Raw genomic sequence first — 21,241 nt, 5'->3', positions numbered from 1 at the left:
GCAGGGAACGAGGATTGCGGAACGCCCGCTGAAAACTCCGATGACGCGCGCCCGGATGCCCCTTTTTGTTCCTGCAACGCGTCGACGCGCAGGACCAAAGTCCAATTCCGCTGGCGTGCCCGAGTGACATGATGTAATCGGGAAAGCGGGACGGATGGAGAGCATGTTGTGCGAGAGTGCTTCCTCCGAATGGTTCGAACTGCGATTCGAAGAACGGATTCGAGGAACGATCGGGATGTACCGGATCGAAGAACCCCGGCTTGGCGGGCTGCGTATCAAGGAATGGCGGCGCCGCGCGCGCCTGGCGGTCGGCCTGTTGTTTCTGGTGCTGCTAGGATCGTCGGCGGGGCTTGTGCTGCTCGACCACTCGGATGCGCCGTTGCCCACGAAGATGTTCACGGCCTTATGGGATGCGGTCAATCTTGTCACGACGCTGGGCGACTTCTCGGACTTCAATCCGGACCAGAAGATATTCATGCTGGTCGCCATACTTGCAACGGTGGTGGTTGCCGGCTACGCGTTGCGCCAGCTGACGGGGATACTGTCGGGCGACGACGTGATGGTCTTCTGGGAGAACAGGGCCATGGAGCACAAGCTGGAAACGCTGAGCAACCATGTCACGATCTGCCCGTTTGGTCCGGTCGGCCAGCTGGTCGCCGCCCGTCTGCGAGATGAGGGAGTGACGGTGCTCGTGCTGGATACGGACGCAAAGCAGGCCGAAAAAGCATCCGGACTGGGATACATGGTTATCCTGGGCGATCAGAACTCGTTCGACGACGTACTGGAGCGTGCCAGGCTGGATACCGCCAGTGCGCTGTTCGTGACGGGCACCGATCCGAACAGCAATCTGGAGATCACGCTGGTGGCGCACACGCTCAATCCCGCGCTCCAGATCGTAGTGTCAGGTGAGAACGATCTGCGCAGAATGTTGCTCGAGAAGGCCGGCGCATCGACCGTTATCGACCAGAACGACATCGTTGCGTGCGCCATGGTTAGGCAGATCGATGCACCACAGGCGCGACGGACATGAAGCAGGGTGCTCGACAAGCACAATCTGCTGGCGGTCTGCCGCCTGTACCGGCGCGGTTACGCATCGGCTGCACCGACTGGCCTCATAGCTTCGGGGGTAGCATACGTTCGCGCGATGCGGGCGTCCGAATGTACGCCGTGACGCTTTGGACTTGCTCACTGCCCGTCAGGAAGGAGGTTTCACACTGGAGTCGGCCATGCACGTGGACATGCTGAAGCCGGTTGGCGGAGGCGAACAGGCAGGATCCGACAATGGCACGGTCTTCTCCGGCTTCCGATTCGTGGACACGCATCCGGTATCGCTGGGGCGACCTGTGAACGATCTGGGGATTTGATGACAATAGGGAATCCGCGCGACTATGGGACACGATTCATCAACACATCCCACTGGCGGCTTTCGCATTCCGGTGCTGGAGTGGGTCCGCGATTATCAGAAGGAGTGGATCAAGCCAGATATCATTGCCGGTGTGACCGCTGCGGCGGTCGTTCTTCCGAAGGCCTTGGCATACGCGACTGTCGCGGGGCTGCCCGTGCAGGTCGGGCTGTATACTGCCTTCCTTCCGATGGTGATCTACGCGTTCCTGGGATCGTCGCGGCCGCTCAGCGTGAGCACCAGCGCAACGATCGCCATCCTCACCGCAGCGGCCCTGGCCCGGGCGGTCCCGGATGGAGGGACGGCAGACCTGCTGAGAGCCTCTGCAACGCTGACGCTACTGGTCGGGGCCATCCTCACGCTCGCCGCGCTCCTGCGGTTGGGATTCGTTGCCAACTTCATCTCCGATCCTGTGCTGACCGGATTCAAGGCCGGTGTCGCGGTCGTCATCGTGCTGGATCAGGTGCCGAAGCTGCTCGGCATTCACTTTCCCAGGGGGGCGTTTTTCCACAACGTACTAGCCCTCGTCACGGGTATTCCACACGCGTCAGCGACGACAGTCGCTGTGGGGGCGATTACGGTGGGTATTCTGGTGGCAATCGAGCATTTCTTTCCACGCGCACCCGCGCCGCTGATCGCGGTGGCTTGCGGGATCGGCGGCGTGAGCCTGCTCGGCCTGCAGTCTCACGGGGTCGACATTGTCGGCCACGTGCCGACGGGCTTCCCTTCCGTCACCATGCCGGACCTTTCGCTTGTCGCGTCGCTTGGGCCAGTTGCCGCGGGCATTGCACTGATGAGCTTTACCGAAACGATCGCGTCCGGGCGAGCGTTCGTTGTGAGCGGAGAACCTGCGCCACAGGCGAATCGGGAGTTGCTGGCGATCGGTCTTGCCAATGTGGGCGGCGCGCTGCTGGGCTCCATGCCGGCGGGAGGAGGAACGACCCAGACGGCCGTGAACCGTCTCGTGGGCGCTCGCAGCCAGCTTGCCGAACTGGTCACGGCTGCCGTCACGCTGGGCACGATGCTGCTGCTCGCGCCGTTCATCGGACTGATGCCGCACGCCACGCTGGCAGCGGTTGTCATCGTCTATTCGATCGGCCTGATCAAGCCCTCGGAATTTCGCGCGATTGTCGCTGTGCGACGCACAGAGTTCGTGTGGGCGCTGGTTGCGGTCTCCGGCGTCGTGCTCTTCGGCACCCTGCTGGGCATCCTCGTCGCCATTGTCGTGTCGCTCCTGGCGCTTGCTCACCAGACGTCCGATCCACCGGTATATGTGCTGCGCCGCAAGCTTGGCACGAACGTGTTCCGTCCTGTGTCCGCGGAGCACCCCGATGACGAGGCTTTTCCCGACCTCCTCCTGTTGAGGCCGGAAGGGCCCGTTTTTTTTGCCAACGCCGAGCACGTCGGCCAGAAGATCCGCATGCTGATCGAGCAAACTCATCCCCAGACTGTCGTGCTTCATATGCGCGCAGTAATCGATCTCGAGTACACGGCGCTCAAGATGCTGACGGAAGCGGAAAAGGAGCTGCGCAGGCAGGGCATAACCCTCTGGCTCGTGGGTCTCAACCCGGGCGTACTGGCGATGGTGCAGCATTCACCGCTCGGCGAGACGCTCGGGCGCGACCGGATGTTCTTCAATCTGGATCGGGCGGTCGCGGCATGGGAGGCGCAGCAACAACCGGGGGCCGTGCGGGGAGCGACGCACTGAGTTCGCCGAATGCCTGCTCACACATTCGTGCCGCCTGGCCCTCGCGTACCCGGCGGCCATTTCTTCCACGTAGGCATCCCCGTGATTTCAATGCAGATTACGACGGTAGCACGACCTATGCACGACAAGGGGGCTGCCTTTCCACATGACGATGCGGTACGGACTCGCGGCCTCGCCTTCGGATGACCGGGATCTGTCGGGCGGCGGGGCCAGACCTAACGAAGCCCTGATACGCCGGTCCAGTTCCGCTATCGTGCGCTCCAACTCCTGCACGATCATCGCCTCCTCTGGCAACACTGTCTGGTATTCCGCCGCGAGAACCTTGTTCGGCAGGTTGTCCAGCGCGTAGTGTGCTTCGGCCGCACGTTTTTCGGCGCAAAGGATTAGACCGACAGGTGGATTCTCCCCAGACTTTATCCCGTGCTCGACGCGTAGTTCAGATAGAGATGCATCTGCCCTGCGTCCGCATGGCTGTAGCGGCCCAATAACATAAATCTCCGGGACCGACTACATCGGTGGTTTCGAGACCACATTGGCTAGGAGGCCAGTTCAAAAGCCCCTGAGGGGGCTGTTTACTTCTCCGGTATTTTGTTAACCTCAGGCATCTGAACAACTGATACCAAGGGATGGAAGCGCCGATCATCGATGATGACTTGTGGACACTGATCGAACCGTTGCTGCCTCTACCGAAGCCGCGTCGCACGACAGGCCCTGGCCGTCCGCTTGTGCCGGATCGGGTGGCACTCAACGGCATCCTGTCGTGATGAAGACAGGCGTGCGCTGGAACCACCTGCCAACGCGATTGGGCTTCGGCTCAGGCGCAACCTGCTGGCGACGACTGCGCGACTGGCAGGAGGCCGGCGTGTGGGATCGGCTGCACGAGCTGCTGCTCGCGAAAACGCGCGAAGCAGGCCAACTCGACTTCTCGCGTGCTGCCGTAGATTCGTCGTCGGTACGGACCGTTGGGGCGGGGAAAAACTGACCCGAACCCCACGGATCGCGCGCGACCAGGTTCGAAGCACCACATCCTCGTAGACGCCAACGGAGTGCCAGTCAGTGCGATCCTGACCGGCGCCAATACCCACGATGTCACCCAACTGCTGCCGCTCGTTGAGGCAATTCCACCGATTCGCGGCATGCGCGGCCGCCCGCTTCGCACGCCCAGGTTCATCTACGCGAATCTCGCGGTTGCAACTCCGATGCACATCGCCGGGCGCTCGCGCGCGCAACATAACCCCGGTGATCGCGAGGCGCCGAAGTACACATGGCAGGGGCCTTGGCAGATTTCGATGGGTCGTCGAATGGACTCACTCCTGGCTATACAATTTTCGTCGTCTTCGCATTCGCTTCGAACGTCGCGCCGACATTCACGAAGCATTCTTGAAACTAGGTTGCTGCCTTGTCTGCTGGAACTGCTTCAGACGCACGCAACTACCTTTTTGAACTGGCCTCTTAGTAAATCACGCTCCATCTTCACTTCAGCCAGCTCACGCTTGGCCCGCGCCAGTTCAGCTCCGATTCCGTCAGCGGCCTCCGATGTTGACCTACGTGCGCCAGCCTGCCGGTGTTCCCGGCACGCACCCAGTTCGCTAATGTCTTCATCGATATCGACAGCCGACGCGCAGCCTCCGATACGCCCATACCATCGGTCATCGCCAGCTTCACGGCCTCTTCACGACATTCCTTCGTATAGACAGCCTTCGGGATTCGATTCACCAATACCTCCATTCCTTCATTTTACGGAATGTTGGCGTCCACTTTTTTCAACCGGCCTCAGCCTAGCTACCGACCCAAGTGATGCAAAAGTCATCGATGATAATATTGTCAATACTGGCTTTTAGTTCTATACTTGTTCCCCATGTCGACAATCGCGCGGAGTGCCCGATCCAATCTGCAGACGTTGGGCGGAGGTGTCGAAATATGGCCACGATTGACCTATGTCACAACTCGTGAATGGCGCACGAGCATGCTGCACGAGTTGCACGCGTATCCGGTGTGCGCACGCACGGGTGAGCCCGTGAGCAAACAGCGGGGCGGCCGCGGGCGCGGCCTTAATCAATGTCGCAATGGAGGACGGTGTCATGGACGCAGCCACGCAATTGGCGCGCAGTCAGGAAATTGCCGGAAACATCTTGCTCGGGCTGCAAAAGCGCGTGCAGGGCGCGATGGAGCGGTATGAGAAACGGTTGCGTGGAGCCCTGGATGGCGAGGCCAGCCCTAACGAGGGCATCGCTTCGTTCGCATCGGGATTCAACTCATGGAACACATGGCATTACGCCGTCGACGTTGCGCAACGCTCCATCCTGTTCTGGGATACCTTGCGCGAGCGCGGCACCGGGTTCGTCGAGAGCACTGCACAGGGCCTCAAGCCCGCGCTGCATTTCGACTATGAGATCGTGCTCGACGGCAGGCAATTCGGGCGGCCTGTCAACTATGCGCTGTTATGCATTAAAGCGCCCGAGGGCGTGGCCATCGACGCGAAGAAGCGCCCCTATCTGATCATCGATCCGCGCGCCGGCCACGGCCCAGGGATCGGCGGCTTCAAGGACGATTCGCAGGTCGGCGTCGCGTTGCGTGCGGGCCATCCCGTCTACTTTGTCGTGTTCTTCCAGAATCCGGAGCCCGGCCAGACCTTGCTCGACGTGTGCGCCGTCGAGCAGGAGTTCGTCAGGAAGGTACGCGCGCTGCATCCGGATAGCCCCAAACCGGCGATCATCGGCAACTGCCAGGGTGGCTGGGCCGCGATGATGCTCGCGAGTTCCTCTGCAGAAGACACGGGACCGATCGTGATCAACGGCACACCGATGTCTTACTGGAGCGGCGCGTTCAGCGAAGGCGCGGGCGACAATCCGATGCGCTACGCTGGCGGCATACTGGGCGGCACCTGGCTCGCGTCGTTCTCATCGGATCTCGGTAACGGCAAGTTCGACGGCGCGCACCTCGTGCAGAACTTCGAGTATCTGAACCCCGCCAACACGCTGTGGGACAAGTACTACCACCTGTACAAAGACATCGATACGGAGTCGCCGCGTTTTCTGGCGTTCGAGCGCTGGTGGGGCGGCTACTATCTGATGAACCGCGAAGAGATCGAGTGGATAACGCGCAACCTGTTCATCGGGAACAAGCTCTGGTCGGGCGAAGTGCGCGGCGTGTCGGGCAAGGCGTTCGACCTGCGGGATATCCGCTCGCCGATCATCCTGTTCGCCTCGATGGGCGACAATATTACGCCGCCGCAGCAGGCGTTCAACTGGGTGGCCGACCTCTACGGCAGCACTGAGGAAATCAAGGCGCGCGGGCAGGTCATCATCGGACTGATGGACGAGGAGGCCGGACATCTTGGCGTGTTCGTGTCGGGCAAGGTGGCGAAGAAGCAGCATGCGCAGATCGTCAACGTGCTCGAAACAATCGAGACGCTCGCGCCGGGCCTCTACGCGATGTTGATCGATGAGGCGAAGGGCGCCGACGGGAAGGTGGCCTACAAGGTGACATTCGTCGAGCAGCGTCTCGAGGAGGTCGTCAACCGTTTCAACCGCTTCAGGCGCGAGGACGAAAAGCCATTTGAGGCCGTGCTCGAGCTTTCCGAATTTAACCAGCGCCTCTACGAACTGTTTGCCCAGCCATACGTGCAGTTGGCGTCGAACGAGACCACGGCGCATCTGCTGCGCGAATTTCATCCGCTGCGCTTTCAGCGCTGGGCCTTTTCGGACCTGAATCCGTGGCTTGCATGGCTGCGGCCGACGGCCAGCGCGGTCAGGGCGAACCGGCAGCACAACGGCGACATCGAGCCGTGGCGCAAGGCCGAGCAGCGTGGATCGGAAGTCATCAGCGCCTCGCTCGATCACTACCGGGCGATGCGCGATGCCGTCGCCGAGACGCTTTTCTTTGCCATCTACACGCATCCCTGGCTGGCCCATTTCGCCGACCGGCACCGCAGTCGCGAAGCGGCCGCGTCCGTCTCCACCGATCCGCGCGAGCTGCCTTTCGTGAAGGACGCGCTTTCATCGATCCAGCAGGGCGGCTACGCCGAAGCGGTGGCGCGCACGGCATTCCTCCTGTTCGCGCGCAAAGGGGAGCCGTTGCCGTTTGCGCTGCTTGCGACGGCGCGGGAAGTGGTGGACAGCTACGCCGGGTATCTGCCGAGCTTGCCGCCCGACCAGTGGCGGCGCATCCGCGGCGAACAGGAACTGATCGCCACCTACGAGCCGCAGCAGGCGATTGCGACGCTGCCGGCGTTGCTCGCCAAACCGGAAGACCGCGAGCGGCTACTGGCGCTGATGGACAGGTTGCTGGCCGACGAGCGCGTACAAGGCGTGACGCCGACCGCGCAGCAATGGGAGGCGTTACAGCGCATTCGCGCGGTGCTCGGCGTGCCGCCCGCAGCGCGCCCTGTTGCGGTGCTCGAGCGTGCGCCGTCGTGAAAGTGCCCGTCTTTTCGTAAAGGGATCAGCCATGGAAGCCAGACACGCGAAATATCACGAGCTCATTGCCCGCTGCCGGATGCTGGCGCCGATGCCCACGGCCGTTGCTCACCCATGCGACAGGAGCTCGCTGGAAGGCGCCGTGGAAGCGGCGCAGAAAGGCCTGATCGCACCGATCCTGGTCGGGCCGCGCGCGCGCATCGAATCGATTGCCGCGCAGTGCAACCTGTCGATCGGCGATTATCCGATCGTCGATGCGCCGTTCAGTGAGGCTTCGGCGGCAGCGGCCGTGCAACTGGTGCGCGAGGGCAAGGCCGAGGCGCTGATGAAAGGCAGCCTTCACACCGACGAGCTCATGGCGGCGGCGGTCCGGCGCGATGCCGGGCTGCGCACCGGCCGGCGCATCAGTCACTGCTTCGTCATGGACGTGCCTGCGCACGCAGACCCGCTGATCGTGACCGACGCCGCCGTGAACATCGCGCCGACGCTGGAGGAGAAGGCCGACATCCTGCAGAACGCGATCGACCTCGCGCACGCGCTGCAGTTTCCGCAGGTGCGCGTGGCGATCCTTTCGGCGATGGAGACTGTCAATCCGAAAGTGCCTTCGACGATCGAAGCCGCAGCGCTGTGCAAGATGGTGGACCGGCGGCAGATCACGGGAGCACTCGTCGACGGCCCGCTTGCGCTCGATAATGCCATCGACCCCGAGGCCGTGCGCATCAAGCAGATCGATTCGCCCGTGGCCGGGCGGGCCAACGTCCTGATGGTGCCGGACCTCGAAGCGGGCAACATGCTCGCCAAGAGCCTCTCGTTCCTCGCGGGCGCGGACGCGGCCGGCATCGTGCTCGGTGCGCGCGTGCCGATCATCCTGACGAGCCGTGCCGATTCGCTCATTACGCGGCTCGCCTCGTGCGCGGTGGCGGTACTCGTCGCGCTTGCGCGGCGCGAAGCCGCAAAGATCGTCGGGTGATGCCATGGCAGACGTGATTCTGGTATTGAATGCCGGCTCGTCGAGCATCAAGTTTTCCGCATTCGAAGAGCAGGGCGACGGGCTCGAACTGGTCGTGCATGGGCAGGTCGACGGCCTGTACACGGCAAGCGCGCGGTTCGAAGCCGTCGACGGTCACGGCGAGCACCATGCGAGGGAATGGAGCGACGGCGGCGAGCTGGATCATCGCGAAGGCCTTGAGCAAATCGGTGCGTTCCTGAGCGAGCACCGCGAAGGACACGAGCTTGTCGCGGTCGGCCATCGCGTCGTGCACGGCGGGCAGCGCTTCGGCGGTCCGGTGCGAGTCACGCCCGCGGTAGCGGACGAGCTGGCGAAGCTCACGCCGCTCGCGCCGCTGCATCAGCCGCACAACCTGACGCCCATACGCATCCTCGAAGAGATGCAACCGGACGTGCCGCAGGTGGCGTGCTTCGACACGGCTTTCCATCACACGCAACCCGAGGTGGCCCAGGCGTTCGCGCTACCTGCGTCGATCACCAGCCGGGGCGTGCGCCGCTACGGCTTTCATGGGCTGTCCTACGAGTACATCGCGAGCGTGCTGCCCGACATCGATCCGAAAGCGGCCAGCGGACGCACTGTCGTCGCGCACCTTGGCAATGGCGCGAGCATGTGTGCGCTCGTGGCGGGCAAGAGCGTAGGGAGCACGATGGGCTTCACGGCCGTGGACGGATTGCCCATGGGCACGCGCTGCGGCAACCTGGACCCGGGCGTGGTGCTCTACCTGATGGAAGAACTCGGCATGGATGCGCGTGCCGTCGAGGATCTGATCTATCGCCACTCGGGGCTGCTCGGCGTGTCTGGCATATCGAGCGACATGCGCACGCTGCTCGCGAGCGACGATCCTCACGCCCGCTTCGCCATTGAGCTCTATATCTACCGCATAGCGCGCGAACTCGGCTCGCTTGTCGCGGCCATGGAGGGCATCGACGCGCTCGTTTTCACGGCGGGAATCGGCGAGCATGCGGCGGCGATCCGCGAGGGCGTGGTGCGGCATGCGGCGTGGCTCGGAGCGGAGCTCGACGCCGAAGCGAACGGCAAGGGCGCTCCCCTCATCACCGCCGCGTCGAGCCGGATAGCGGCGTGGGTTATCCCGACCAATGAAGAGCTGATGATCGCGCGCCATACGCGTGCGGTCCTCGAATGAAGGAGAAATGCCATGTCGCCCGAAAGCACTGATCGAACACGTCCGGTACTTGCGGGCATGAAAGCGCTGATCACCGGCATTGCCAACGAACACTCGATTGCATACGGTTGCGCGAAAGCGTTTCGCGAGCTTGGTGCGGATCTGGCCATCACCTACGCGGCGGAAAAGACCAGGCCCTATGTCGAGCCGTTGGCGAGCGAGCTTGAAGCAGAGCTGTTCCTGCCGCTCGACGTCGGCGACGCGGCGCAGATGGAAGCGGTATTCGGGCAGATCCGGCAGCGCTGGGGACGTCTCGACATCCTGCTGCACTCCATCGCATGGGCGCCGAAAGACGATCTGCAAGGCGGGCTGTTGCATTGCTCCGGCGAGGGCTTTGCGCGCGCGATGGACATTTCGTGTCATTCGTTGGTGCGCATGGCGGCGCTTGCCGCGCCGCTCATGGACAAAGGCGGCACATTGCTCACGATGAGCTACTACGGCGCCAACAAGGTCGTGCCGAACTATAGCGTGATGGGGCCGGTAAAGGCCGCGCTCGAAGCCTGTGCGCGCTATCTCGCTTACGAGCTTGGGCCGAAGGGCATTCGCGTGCATGCGATTTCGCCGGGTCCGCTCAAGACGCGGGCGGCTTCCGGCCTCAAGAACTTCGACCTGCTGCTCAACGAGGCGGCCGAGCGCGCGCCGCTCGGCGAGCTGGTCGACATCATGGACGTCGGCTACACCTGCGCGTTTCTCGCCACCCCCTACGCGCGGCGGGTTTCGGGCGAAACGCTGTATGTCGACGGCGGCGTCAACATCATGGCCTGACATGGCTTCGGAAAGGAAACACCATGGCTCAACTTTTACTGGGTAATGTCGAAGAAAACGTGCCTGACGAGGAAATCAACGAGTTCCTGCAGAGATACGGATTCCCTCCGTTCGATTCGATCGAGCGCGTGCCCGCGGGAAGCGGACAACCCATCGCGCTGCTCAGGTTCAGCGACCTCTCGTCTGAGGCGCTGAACCTGCTTCGTTCGAGGATTCACAACATGTTCTGGAAGGACCACACGATCAGTGCGCAGATCCTGCCGGAAAGGCAAGATTGAGCCTCAAGGAGGCGAGCATGAGCATTCTGGATAGGCTGTTTCATCGCGAGGGCATATCGGAAAAGAGCGCCCCGGGTTCCGAGCAGGTGAGTGACGCCATCGAGCGCATTGCAAGACTGAGTCCGCAGTTGCGGCTGGCGGAGCGCTATCAGGAACGCCTCGCGCCCGCGGTCAGGGCCTCGCTCGACTATGTCGGGGCATTGGTGGACGACATGCCGCCGGCTCGCGAGGCGAGCGCATCCGCCTGGACGACGGACCCGTACATCCAGATCTTTTTCGCCACCCCGGAAGACGTGCCGCGCGCGTTGAGTCATTCGACCGAAGTGCGTGCGCATTTCGCCGCCAACCCCCTGGCAAACGAGGCCTTTGCCGTGCTCGGCATGGCGATGACCGAGCGGCTGACAATCGGCGTCCAGCAACATGGCTCGGCCGCGCGCACCGACGTGCAGCGAACCACCGTGAATTTCAGCGATCACCGCGCACGGGTGTGCGCCAGCACGGAGCCGGCGCTTCGAGAGGAGATCGTGCGCCATGTGATGGATCAGCTCGTGCTGGCGGGCCTCGAGCGAATCGGTGCGGAAGCGTTGCGCCGCGACGAACTGGAGAAGGAGCGCGCGCTGCTCAAGACGCGCCTCGCGCTGCTGCAGCGGCAGGGCAGCGGGATGAGCGCCGTATTGGGCGCGCAGCCATCGTCCGGTCTCGTGGAGCTGGCGCGCCTGCAGGCGCAGATGGAAGAAAACGACGCGGAGCTGGCGCGTCTGGGACTCGCGACCGAGGCGATCGACCGCCGGTTGGAGACAATTGCTGATGTGCTCAATTCGCCCGCGGAACACCTGCATGTACTCAAGAGGGAACTGCGGCTCGATCGCATGAACGTGATCGTTGAAAACGGGCCCGCGCGGGAGAGCACAACGATCGAATTGAGGCTCGCGAGCGTGCCGGAAACAGCGGGTGCCATGCGGGCGTTCGCGCTGGTGCAATTTGCCCGCTCCGATCTGCTGCCGGCGCCCAGCATGGTCGATGAGGCGAGAAAGTTCTTGATCTGACGACGCCGCGAACGCTCTCGAGGAATCAGCCCTAGAAGGCAGTGTTCGATATACGACTGGCCCAAACGCGCAGGCAAGCGATGCAAACACGAGATAGGTCTCGGCGAGCTTGTCATATCGAGTGGAGGCGCGACGAAAATGCTTGATGAGATTGAAGAACCGCTCGACCAGGTTTCGTGTACGGTACAGCACACAGTTGTAGCCGCGCTTTGTCTTGCAATTCGAACGCGGCGATCGGCCGGCTAGAGATTCGCGCTCAGCTTGCTCCACCCCCGCTTCGCGCATTCGCCTTTACTGACATTATGCGCATTTATGACCATATTGTCACTACCGACATTAGAGTCTATACTTAGGTATAAGTAAAGACACCTGAAACCGTCTTGAGGGTCGGCCGCGATCGTGAAATTTTCGCCAAAAAAGTTTAAGGCGTTGATCAGGAAAAAAATTTGGTTTCGGCGTGGGTGCCGTTGTCGAACGCGGCGTCTTGCAAAGTCGAAATCGAGGACGGCAGTGCTAATCGTCCACCACCCACTTCGGCCCTTCGACCCGGCACGACTCTTATGGCAGCTCCCAAGGTATTTCGGTCAGAACTTTGCTTAGCGCTTGCTCGTTGCTGTAACTGAGAGAGGTTCGCAAACACAGGAAGCGGTCTCTTACCCAGAGGCTCTGATTGCCGCTCATCCTGGGCCTCTTGCGTCTCGCTGAAATATCCTTCTACAAGGCTCATCCACGTCATGCGCACTAATTTGCCCGTCACACAGCACGAGTACGAGTTCCCGCAAGACGCGACGCTCATGTCAACGACCGACACTCAGAGCAACGTCACGTACGCGAATGCCGCTTTCGTTCAGGTGAGCGGATTCGACAGCGATGAGATCTTGGGACAAGCGCATAATCTCGTGCGGCACCCGGACATGCCAGCTCAGGCCTTTGCGGACATGTGGGCAACGCTCAAAGCCGGCCTGTCCTGGACGGCGTTGGTGAAGAACCGGCGAAAAAACGGCGACCATTACTGGGTACGGGCCAACGCGACGCCGGTGATCCGCAATGGGCAATTGGCCGGGTACCTGTCGGTACGCACCAAGCCCAGCCGCGACGAGGTCGCTGCCACGGAAAAGATTTATCGGGAGTTCAGGGAAAACAAGGCTGGTGGCCGAAAGTTCCATCAGGGCTTGATCGTTCGCACCGGACTGTTTGCGTGGTTGTCTCTGTTGCAGACGATGTCGGTGCGGTGGCGCATTCGTGCTGGTCTGATGTCCTTGCTCGCGCTAGTTGCGGCGTGCGCTTTTTCGTTCGGTCTGCATGGCGCAATGTTAGGTGGGTTTGTTGGGTCGGCGGCAGTGATCTCGCTGCTGCCTACATTTTGGCTCGAGGCACAGGTTTCGAACCCGCTACGACGGGTACTCAAGCAGGCGCTTGCGGTCGCGGCGGGCCAGCCTGGCGAAAACGTTCATCTGAACCGAGTGGATGAAATCGGGATGATCCTGCGGGCGGTCAATCAGTCCGGATTGAACTTGCGCTCGCTGGTTGACGACGTGAGCGAGCAGCTTTCGGGGCTACAGACCGCAAGCGGCGAGATCGTTGCAGGTAACAACGATCTGAGTGTGCGTAGTGAACAGGCTGCGGCGAGCCTCGAGGAAACCGCGGCATCGATGGAACAGATGACAGCGACAGTCAAGAACAATGCCGACACCGCTGCGCAGGCGAGCCTGCTCGCCGGTTTGACAAGCGAGGCTGCCGCGACGGGCGGTGTCGTGGTTGGGGAGGTCGTTGATACGATGGTTGCGATCGCTATAGCCAGCAAAAAAATTAGCGAGATTATTGGCGTGATTGACGGTATTGCGTTTCAGACTAACATCCTGGCTCTCAACGCGGCAGTCGAAGCAGCGCGTGCCGGTGAACAGGGTCGCGGCTTCGCGGTAGTTGCGGGCGAAGTTCGCACGCTCGCGCAACGTAGCGCCAGTGCGGCGAAGGAAATAGCGGGCCTGATTAATGACAGCGTCCAGAAGACCGAAGCGGGCAGGGAACTTGTCAATAAGGCGGGGGCAGCAATGACGGACATAATGACGCAGGTTGCTCGCGTGACGGATCTGATTAGCGAAATCAGTTCTGCCACGAAGGAGCAGTCGGACGGAATCGGCCAGGTCAACGTCGCCGTCACGCAGCTCGATGAGATGACGCAGCAGAATGCGGGGTTAGTACAAGAATCAGCAGCGGTAGCCGACAGTCTTGAGGTAAGAACCCAGCAATTGGTTCAAGCGGTGGCGGTCTTCAAGGGTGCCGAAACGATTTCCAGGGAACGTTAACGCACGGCGACGCCGAAGGCTGGGCAAAAGCAACAGTGTCCAAGCAGAAAATTGGATCCGAAAGTATCGCAGCATGCGCATCGTTGGCAATGCATGCGCCATCGCCGCCGTGCCGAACAGGCCACCCTTGTCGATATACTGCCTGAAGTGCCACCCCATCGTGTGGCAGACCTCTCGTTCACCCGTAATGACACTTGTCGTCCGGCTTATACATGTAGTATCGGGCTCGCCAGCTCAACCGAAGACAGCAATTTGATCGAGTCATTGCTAAACGCGGCCGACAAGGTGCGCTACTAGGCCAAGGAGCGGCTCGGTCACCGTCGGCGGCCGCGTGTCGTAGGCCGCATCTCAAGAGAGAAGTGACGATTTTATTTCGAGTCCGGTAAACCCATGCTCCAGGCCTGGCCGGGATTCGTTAATATCTTAAGCTTCAGATATTTACGAATCCCGGTCAGGCCTCATCGCAGCAATGGTGGAACGAGCTCGAACGCGCGCACCGCGAAATCACGGGGCGATGGCGAGCCGGAGCGGATCACGACCTTGACGCTCGCTTCGATCGATCCGGCGCGCCGTCCCAACCCGCTCACCGTGTGCATGGCATGCCCGGCCGCGGTGTGGATGGCGACGCCGCGCGACGTCAAATGCTTCTGCCGACTGATGCATTACTGGAGCTGGGAGACCAGCAAGCCGAACGAGTTGACGCATTGCGATGGTCTGGCGATCGCGAGCGAACGGGAAGAGAACAGCTAGGCACCTTGGTGCCGCAGTCGCGATGGCGCGAAGGTGCCGACCGCGACTTCGAACCCGGCGGAAGTTACGGCGAGAGGGAGGATCGCTGGCAATGGTCGGGCGAGCCCGATGCTGTTGACAGGCCCGCCGGCGAGCCGGAATGGAAAGTGATGGTCGATCGCATGTTTGTCGCGTGGGACCAGGCAGACGAGGCAGGGCGGACGCGTCTTGCGCGTACCGGTGCCGAGAAGTTCATGCGGGCCGGAGGACCGTTCGGCTCACGCGAGCCTTTTGGTTTGAGCGGCGGCCGCCTGCCCGCAGGGTTCGGACCACGTGAGGAAATCCGCAGCCTCGCGGATGTGCAATCGTTCGATGCGATCGAATCGCTGCCGTTCGAGATCCGGCCAACTGATTCGCCGCCGACGACGGACGCAGCGTCGGTCGATTTCAATGCGAGTGCGCGCGCGTCGACGGGCCGGGCAGCCGATACCGTTCGCGACCAGTTTGCGCGTGACCTGTCCGAGGCTCGTACGGCGCGACGTGCCCGGGAGCGGGATGAGTTCACCGAGATCCGTGCGATGCTAGACGCGGGCCGGTTGCTGGCCGCGCTCGCGCACTCGCACGGGCTTTGTCACGTTGCGAAGGTGGTCGCGTAGAATCGGGAGATGAATATTTCTAGATCGCTCTATCACGGTCATCGCTTTCCGGCGGTGGTGATCAGTTGTGCCGTTCGCTGGTACTTTCGGGTTCAGTTGAGCTTGCGCGACATTGAAGAGTTGCTGTTCGAGCGCGACATCGTGGTGAGTTACGAAACCGTGCGCCGCTGGTGCGATAAATTTGGCACAGGGTTCGCGCATCGCGTCAAGGCTGCCCGGCGCAAACCGGGCAGTACCTGGCATCTCGATGAGTTGTTCGTGATGCTGCGCGGTGAACCTTATGTGCTGTGGCGAGCCGTCGACGAGCACGGCGCCGAACTCGATATCCTGCTGCAGACGCGGCGCGACACGGTCGCAGCCGAACGATTCTTCAAGCGCGTGCTTCGTTCGTGCCCGGTGCCGCGCAAAATCGTAACTGACCAGCTGCGCAGTTATCCGGCCGCGAAGTCCAGGATCCCCGAGCTGGCAAACGTCAAGCACGTGTTCGTCAAGGCTGCGGCCCGCGTAAACAATCGGGCCGAAAATAGCCATCAACCTACGCGTGAACGTGAGCGGCGCTTGCGCGGATTTCGCGACCCAAAGCGCACCCAGGCGTTTCTTTCGAGCTTCGGACCGATCCGGCAGCACTTCGCGCTCAAGCGACATTTGCTGCGCGCGTCTCTCTACCGCAAACAGCTCGCTCAACGCTTTCACGCGTGGCATCGTTTCACCGAGCTCGCCCAGAATCCGTCCGCCGTCTGAGCAAGCACACGTCCCCAGCAGTTTTTACGCCGTCGCCCCGTCAACGTGACAGCGCCCGATAGACGGAGATTCGCAAAACGCATCCTGAGATCAGGGTAAACATCCATCACGACATGAAGTGCTTTTAAATGGTTGGTGTACGGAGTATATTCGCCACCAAGGTGATCAAGACTGATTGGAGGAAGACATCATGCAATTTCATCTCAACGGTTTCCGCGTCGGGGATCCGATGATCGAGCCAACCGCCGATGGCGCGCCTCGCGTCGAAATGCCCGATACGGTCGATGTGCTCGTCGTCGGAAGCGGTCCGGCCGGGCTCGTGCTTGCGGCTCAGTTGTCGCAGTTTCCGTCGATCACGACGCGTATCGTCGAGCGTCGCTCGGGACCGTTGCTGATGGGGCAAGCGGATGGCGTTGCGTGCCGCACGGTCGAGATGTTCAATGCATTCGGCCTGAGCGAGCGCTTGCTGCGCGAAGCCTATTGGGTTAACGAGACGGTCTTCTGGCGACCCGATGCAAACGATCGTGGCGCGATCAAGCGTACCGGACGTGTTAAGGATACCGAAACAGGTATGTCGGAATTCCCGCACGTCATCGTTAATCAGGCGCGCGTGCAGGACTATCTGCTCGATGTGATGCGCCGTTCCGCGCAACGGCTCGAGCCGGATTACGATCTCGAAGTCGTGGACGTGCAACGCGATAGTGAGGGCGAGTATCCGGTGCGCGTGACGCTACGCTGCACGGACGCAGCGCGACTCGATGAAAAGGTCGTCGTGCGTGCGCGCTATGTCGTGGGCTGCGATGGCGCGCGCAGTCGCGTGCGCACGGCCATCGGCCAAACGCTGCGCGGCGATGCCGCCAATCATGCGTGGGGCGTGATGGATGCGCTCGCCGTCACCGACTTTCCGGACATCCGGCTGAAGGCTGCGATTCAGTCTGCGAGCAAGGGCAATCTGCTCATCATTCCGCGCGAAGGCGGCTATCTCGCGCGCTTTTACGTCGATCTTGGCGAAGTCACGCCTGAGAATCGCGACACCATCAAGCAGATCACGGTCGAGCGCATCATTCAGACCGCGCAACGGATTCTGCATCCCTATTCGCTCGACGTGAAAGAGGTCGCGTGGTTCTCGGTTTATGAAGTGGGACAGCGTTTGACCGATCGCTTCGACGACGCAATCGCCGCCGACGGAACATCTCGCGAGCCACGCGTGTTCATCGCCGGCGATGCCTGTCATACGCATAGCGCGAAAGCGGGCCAGGGCATGAACGTTTCGATGCAGGACGGCTTCAATCTCGGCTGGAAGCTCGGCGCAGTGCTGCAAGGACTTAGCGACATCGACCTCTTGCGCACGTATTCCGATGAACGCCAGCCCATCGCGCAAGAGCTGATCGACTTCGACAAGGAATGGTCCGCGATGATGGCCGCGCCGCCGAAAGATCCCAATCGCCCCGAAGCAGGCGGTGTCGATCCAACGGAACTGCAGGACTATTTCGTTCGTGCGGGCCGATATACGGCGGGCGTCGCGACGCGATATCGGCCGGGCGCGTTGACGGGCGAATCGACATTTCAATCGCTCGCGAGCGGCTTCACCATCGGCACGCGCTTTCATTCGTCGCCCGTCGTTCGTCTCGCCGATGCGAAGCCGATGCAACTCGGCCACGCGGCACGCGCCGATGGTCGCTGGCGCTTGTACGCTTTTTCGGACGCAAGCGGAAGTGCGCTAAATGCACTGTGCGAACGTCTCGCCAAGTCGCCCGATTCGGTCTTGCGTCTCATCACGCCAAAAAATGCCGATGCGGATAGCGTCTTCGATCTTCGCGCAGTGTTGCAGCAGCCTCATCGCGAAGTACGACTCGAAGATCTGCATGCGTTGTTGCTGCCGCGCAAGGGACGCTACGGCCTCATTGACTACGAGAAAGCGTTTACGAGCGACGCAGCGACTGATATCTTCGACGAGCGTGGCATCGAGCGGGAACGGGGCGCGCTCGTCGTGGTCCGTCCGGACCAGTACGTCGCGCATGTACTTCCGCTGGACGCCTACACCGAATTGAATGCGTTTTTGCGGCGCATTTTCCGAACGAACACATCTTCGCTACACGCTTAGAAATTGCCGACCAAACACGACAACCCCGAAACGCTTTCCAAATTCACGGGCAGCCTGGTACGCCGCGCCCAGCAGCGCCACGTAGCGGTATGGCTCAGCGAAGTCTCCGCCGAGATCACGAGCGTCCAGTACGCGGCGCTCGAAATCTTGCAGAAAACGCCCGGCGTCAATCAACGACAACTCGGCGATGAACTCGACGTGGACCGTTCGACAATCGCCGATCTCGTCGCGCGCATGGTTCGCAATGATTTGATCGAACGCTCGGATGATCCCGTCGACAAACGTAGCTATGTGCTGTTCCTTACTCCCGCCGGCAAGAAGCAGCTTGCGACGTTGCGTCCACGTGTCAAGGAGGTCGAGCGCATTCTCACTGCGAGACTGACACCGACCGAATGTCTGGACTTGCGGCGCCTGCTTTTGGCACTGTTGCCGCTGGGGGAATAGTGCGTTTGTTATTCGCGGTTGTGTCGTTGCGATAGTTCACAAAAGCCGACGGGTTAGTCGGTCATAAATCTTATAACGTGTTTGTGAATGAATAGCCGCACACTCTCGGCGGTCTTGCCAGTCCAAGGTGAGTCGGGTTCCTTAATTGGACCCGAACCCTCCGATACAGAGTGTCTTTTCGTAACGAAAGCGTTAACTTGGTTGAAGACCTTGAGGCAGCGAAAATTGACGCCTGAAGGCCAGCTACGCGACGGTCAACTCAAAGACGCAAGCGGCGGTTGTATCTTGGAAGCGGTCGTTGTAGTCGCGCGAGGGCTAGCGGCTGCTTTGAGTCAGATCCCGGTCCTTCGAAGTCTGAGGGCGGGAGCGAGCCGTCAGATTGCCTGGATATCAGATTTGGCCTTATGGGGTTGCGGTGATAACCCAGAGGATTGTTAGCAGAACGGGAACGGCGCAACGAGAGGGTCGGAGGCACGGCGACCGAGCCGTTTCCGTTCTGCTGCGCGGTTATCCAGGCGGACCCTGTAGACTAAGTTCCACTGCCGCCGGGAACGAACCTCGCTGTCCTTTACTACCAGCATGCGGCCATCTGGACGGGAACAGCCTTTCGAGGATCGATCTTGTCTGGACGTGGTGGCTGCATAACGCATTGGCGCACATGCTGTTCGACCGGCGCAATCTCATCGTTGCTGGAAGGGGTGCGCTCGTTCACCGTTGTGAGCCAAAGAGAGTCATCCGGACGGATGGCCCTCTGCGTAAGCCTGCGCTCCAGGCTCGCTGGTTCGCTCGCTGCGCCGAAATTAGCTGCCGCACTCGATTTCCTCTCTGCTTTCAGAGAGTTGGCTTCCAGAGTTAGATATCCGTAATTTTGATGAGAGTGTTTACCCTTCACGTCGAAAATCGAGAGTATTTTGTCGCAGTCGATAATTTTCTGAATCACCGAACTTCTACTATTCGCTCACACCTACTGGCGTTTTTCACCAAGGAGCGAGTGCATGAAACTGGAGAATCTGATTCGGATCGAGAACGGCGAAAAGGTAAAGCACACCTTCTCGGACACGGAGTATGCGAGCCGCCACGGCAAGCTGCGCGCATTGATGTCCAACGAGAATATCGATGCCGTGCTGTTCACGTCGTATCACAACATCAACTATTACGCGGACTTCCTGTACTGTTCGTTCGGCCGTAAGTACGGGCTCGTCGTAACGCCGAACAAGGTGGTGTCGATCTCGGCGAATATCGATGGCGGCCAGCCGTGGCGTCGTACGGTCGGCGACTACAACGTGGTCTACACCGACTGGCAGCGCGATAACTTCTTCCGTGGCGTGCAGCAGGAAATCGACAACAAGGGACGTGTCGGCATCGAGTTCGATCATGTTCCCTTGGATGTGCTGGAGAAGCTAAAAGCCGCGCTGCCCTCTGTCGAATTCGTTGATATCAGCGCTCAGACGATGCGCATGCGCATGATCAAGTCGGTGGAAGAAATCGAAGTCATCAGGCACGGCGCGAATGTCTGCGACATCGGCGGAGCCGCACTGGCAGCCGCGGTCCATGAAGGCGTGCCCGAGCACGAAGTGGCGCTGGCCTCGACCCAGGCGATGGTGCGCGAGATTGCGAAACGTTTCCCCGATTCCGAACTGATGGACACGTGGACGTGGTTCCAGTCAGGGATCAACACGGACGGTGCTCACAATCCGGTCACCACGCGCAAGGTGCAGAAGGGCGACATCCTGAGCCTGAACTGCTTCTCGATGATTGCGGGCTACTACACGGCACTTGAGCGCACGATGTTCTTTGATCACTGTTCCGACGAGCACCTTCGTTTGTGGAAGGTCAACGTCGAAGTGCATGAAGCGGGGCTGAAACTGATCAAGCCGGGGGCACGCTGTAGCGACATCGCGCACGAACTGAACAGGATTTACGCGGAGTACAACCTGCTGCAGTACCGCACGTTTGGCTACGGCCACTCGTTCGGCGTGCTGTCGCATTACTACGGCCGCGAAGCGGGGCTTGAACTGCGCGAAGACATCGACACGGTGCTCGAACCGAACATGGTGATCTCGATGGAACCGATGATCATGCTGCCGCAAGGGCTGCCCGGTGCGGGCGGCTACCGTGAGCACGACATTCTGGTGGTGGGCGAGAAAGATGCCACCAACATCACCGGATTCAGGTACGGCCCAGAGCACAACATCATCAAGGCCTGACACGGCCGCTTTCGGATCAACCGGATGACTACCCTGGCACCCGAGTTATCCGAAGCATAGGGCGGTGACTACGGGCGCACTGGCGGCACGATCGCGGCCAGGTCGAATCTTTGACTGACAATCGACGTCTTTTTACGCATGTAGCCGGAATGTCGAAAATGAGAAGAAATTTGTCGTGAACGGAAACATTCTCTCATTTTTAGACTTCTACGATGGGCCCTGGTCCGGCTGGTTCGTGTGGTCGA

15 protein-coding genes and 5 pseudogenes are annotated in these 21,241 nt (G+C 61.0%); 16 read left to right on the top strand and 4 right to left on the bottom strand.

Annotated features, from left to right (window positions below):
- Positions 1-163: 163 nt before the first annotated feature.
- The 3 genes from M0D64_RS07690 (at position 164) to M0D64_RS07680 (ending at position 3,110) form a co-directional block, all read left to right on the top strand.
- Entirely contained in the window at positions 164-1,030 is an 867-nt protein-coding gene (locus M0D64_RS07690) for a TrkA family potassium uptake protein (RefSeq protein ID WP_266257209.1), read from the top strand.
- Positions 1,031-1,226: 196 nt separating this feature from the next.
- Positions 1,227-1,364: a hypothetical protein gene (locus M0D64_RS07685; RefSeq protein WP_266257208.1), complete on the top strand. Its 138-nt coding sequence runs from the start codon at positions 1,227-1,229 to the stop codon at positions 1,362-1,364.
- Between the two features lie 24 nt (positions 1,365-1,388).
- Positions 1,389-3,110 carry a SulP family inorganic anion transporter gene (locus M0D64_RS07680; RefSeq protein ID WP_266257207.1) on the top strand — a complete coding sequence of 574 codons (1,722 nt, stop codon included), beginning with the start codon at positions 1,389-1,391 and terminating at the stop codon, positions 3,108-3,110.
- A gap of 231 nt (positions 3,111-3,341) precedes the next feature.
- Here M0D64_RS07680 and M0D64_RS07675 read toward each other — a convergent pair.
- Positions 3,342-3,595, bottom strand: a pseudogene (locus M0D64_RS07675) (PDDEXK nuclease domain-containing protein); the annotation flags it as partial.
- A 141-nt stretch (positions 3,596-3,736) separates the two neighbouring features.
- Between M0D64_RS07675 and M0D64_RS07670 the strand changes: the two are divergent.
- Positions 3,737-4,553, top strand: a pseudogene (locus tag M0D64_RS07670) (IS5 family transposase).
- A 10-nt stretch (positions 4,554-4,563) separates the two neighbouring features.
- Here the strand turns inward: M0D64_RS07670 and M0D64_RS07665 are convergent.
- A pseudogene (locus M0D64_RS07665) lies at positions 4,564-4,826 on the bottom strand (transposase); the annotation flags it as partial.
- Positions 4,827-5,191: 365 nt separating this feature from the next.
- On the opposite strand from M0D64_RS07665, the gene M0D64_RS07660 reads away from it, so the two are divergent.
- The 6 genes from M0D64_RS07660 to M0D64_RS07635 are packed head-to-tail and all read left to right on the top strand — an operon-like array spanning position 5,192 to position 11,809.
- Entirely contained in the window at positions 5,192-7,528 is a 2,337-nt protein-coding gene (locus M0D64_RS07660) for a DUF3141 domain-containing protein (RefSeq protein WP_266257206.1), read from the top strand.
- Positions 7,529-7,559: 31 nt separating this feature from the next.
- On the top strand, positions 7,560-8,498 hold the full coding sequence (locus M0D64_RS07655) for a phosphate acetyltransferase (protein ID WP_266257205.1): 939 nt from the start codon (positions 7,560-7,562) through the stop codon (positions 8,496-8,498).
- Positions 8,499-8,502: 4 nt separating this feature from the next.
- Positions 8,503-9,681 carry an acetate/propionate family kinase gene (locus tag M0D64_RS07650; protein WP_266257204.1) on the top strand — a complete coding sequence of 393 codons (1,179 nt, stop codon included), beginning with the start codon at positions 8,503-8,505 and terminating at the stop codon, positions 9,679-9,681.
- Positions 9,682-9,693: 12 nt separating this feature from the next.
- Positions 9,694-10,485: an enoyl-ACP reductase FabI gene (gene fabI, locus M0D64_RS07645; protein ID WP_266257203.1), complete on the top strand. Its 792-nt coding sequence runs from the start codon at positions 9,694-9,696 to the stop codon at positions 10,483-10,485.
- 23 nt (positions 10,486-10,508) lie between these two features.
- On the top strand, positions 10,509-10,763 hold the full coding sequence (locus M0D64_RS07640; RefSeq protein ID WP_154563353.1) for an RNA-binding protein: 255 nt from the start codon (positions 10,509-10,511) through the stop codon (positions 10,761-10,763).
- Positions 10,760-11,809 carry a hypothetical protein gene (locus M0D64_RS07635; RefSeq protein ID WP_266257202.1) on the top strand — a complete coding sequence of 350 codons (1,050 nt, stop codon included), beginning with the start codon at positions 10,760-10,762 and terminating at the stop codon, positions 11,807-11,809. The genes M0D64_RS07640 and M0D64_RS07635 overlap by 4 nt, the downstream gene beginning before the upstream one ends.
- Before the next feature lie 90 nt (positions 11,810-11,899).
- Here M0D64_RS07635 and M0D64_RS07630 read toward each other — a convergent pair.
- Positions 11,900-11,998, bottom strand: a pseudogene (locus tag M0D64_RS07630) (IS5/IS1182 family transposase); the annotation flags it as partial.
- A 545-nt stretch (positions 11,999-12,543) separates the two neighbouring features.
- On the opposite strand from M0D64_RS07630, the gene M0D64_RS07625 reads away from it, so the two are divergent.
- The 5 genes and pseudogenes from M0D64_RS07625 (at position 12,544) to M0D64_RS07605 (ending at position 18,789) form a co-directional block, all read left to right on the top strand.
- The gene (locus M0D64_RS07625; RefSeq protein ID WP_266257201.1) at positions 12,544-14,115 is read left to right on the top strand and encodes a PAS domain-containing methyl-accepting chemotaxis protein; all 1,572 of its coding nucleotides are present in this window, start codon (positions 12,544-12,546) and stop codon (positions 14,113-14,115) included.
- 512 nt (positions 14,116-14,627) lie between these two features.
- A pseudogene (locus M0D64_RS07620) lies at positions 14,628-15,473 on the top strand (relaxase); the annotation flags it as partial.
- 36 nt (positions 15,474-15,509) lie between these two features.
- On the top strand, positions 15,510-16,241 hold the full coding sequence (locus tag M0D64_RS07615; protein ID WP_266257200.1) for an IS6 family transposase: 732 nt from the start codon (positions 15,510-15,512) through the stop codon (positions 16,239-16,241).
- A gap of 190 nt (positions 16,242-16,431) precedes the next feature.
- Positions 16,432-18,345: an FAD-binding monooxygenase gene (locus M0D64_RS07610; RefSeq protein WP_266257199.1), complete on the top strand. Its 1,914-nt coding sequence runs from the start codon at positions 16,432-16,434 to the stop codon at positions 18,343-18,345.
- Positions 18,346-18,348: 3 nt separating this feature from the next.
- Entirely contained in the window at positions 18,349-18,789 is a 441-nt protein-coding gene (locus M0D64_RS07605) for a MarR family winged helix-turn-helix transcriptional regulator (RefSeq protein WP_266257198.1), read from the top strand.
- 571 nt (positions 18,790-19,360) lie between these two features.
- Here the strand turns inward: M0D64_RS07605 and M0D64_RS07600 are convergent.
- Positions 19,361-19,729 (bottom strand): hypothetical protein, encoded by a 369-nt coding sequence (locus tag M0D64_RS07600; RefSeq protein WP_266257197.1) that lies wholly within the window; start codon positions 19,727-19,729, stop codon positions 19,361-19,363.
- Positions 19,730-19,784: 55 nt separating this feature from the next.
- Here M0D64_RS07600 and M0D64_RS07595 point away from each other — a divergent pair, with 55 nt between their 5' ends.
- A complete protein-coding gene (locus M0D64_RS07595; protein ID WP_266257196.1) occupies positions 19,785-20,996 on the top strand; it encodes a M24 family metallopeptidase in 1,212 nt (403 codons plus the stop codon).
- The last annotated feature ends 245 nt before the right edge of the window (positions 20,997-21,241 follow it).

This window comes from Paraburkholderia sp. WS6, from assembly GCF_030464835.1.
Lineage (GTDB): Bacteria > Pseudomonadota > Gammaproteobacteria > Burkholderiales > Burkholderiaceae > Paraburkholderia > Paraburkholderia madseniana.
This window is presented reverse-complemented; position numbering and strand designations above follow the sequence as displayed.

Bases quoted from the DNA above. Each gene is read 5' to 3' on its own strand.
- M0D64_RS07690 (WP_266257209.1), top strand. From the start codon at position 164: ATGTTGTGCGAGAGTGCTTCCTCCGAATGGTTCGAACTGCGATTCGAA.
- M0D64_RS07685 (WP_266257208.1), top strand. From the start codon at position 1,227: ATGCACGTGGACATGCTGAAGCCGGTTGGCGGAGGCGAACAGGCAGGA.
- M0D64_RS07680 (WP_266257207.1), top strand. From the start codon at position 1,389: ATGGGACACGATTCATCAACACATCCCACTGGCGGCTTTCGCATTCCG.
- M0D64_RS07660 (WP_266257206.1), top strand. From the start codon at position 5,192: ATGGACGCAGCCACGCAATTGGCGCGCAGTCAGGAAATTGCCGGAAAC.
- M0D64_RS07655 (WP_266257205.1), top strand. From the start codon at position 7,560: ATGGAAGCCAGACACGCGAAATATCACGAGCTCATTGCCCGCTGCCGG.
- M0D64_RS07650 (WP_266257204.1), top strand. From the start codon at position 8,503: ATGGCAGACGTGATTCTGGTATTGAATGCCGGCTCGTCGAGCATCAAG.
- fabI (WP_266257203.1), top strand. From the start codon at position 9,694: ATGTCGCCCGAAAGCACTGATCGAACACGTCCGGTACTTGCGGGCATG.
- M0D64_RS07640 (WP_154563353.1), top strand. From the start codon at position 10,509: ATGGCTCAACTTTTACTGGGTAATGTCGAAGAAAACGTGCCTGACGAG.
- M0D64_RS07625 (WP_266257201.1), top strand. From the start codon at position 12,544: ATGCGCACTAATTTGCCCGTCACACAGCACGAGTACGAGTTCCCGCAA.
- M0D64_RS07615 (WP_266257200.1), top strand. From the start codon at position 15,510: ATGAATATTTCTAGATCGCTCTATCACGGTCATCGCTTTCCGGCGGTG.
- M0D64_RS07610 (WP_266257199.1), top strand. From the start codon at position 16,432: ATGCAATTTCATCTCAACGGTTTCCGCGTCGGGGATCCGATGATCGAG.
- M0D64_RS07595 (WP_266257196.1), top strand. From the start codon at position 19,785: ATGAAACTGGAGAATCTGATTCGGATCGAGAACGGCGAAAAGGTAAAG.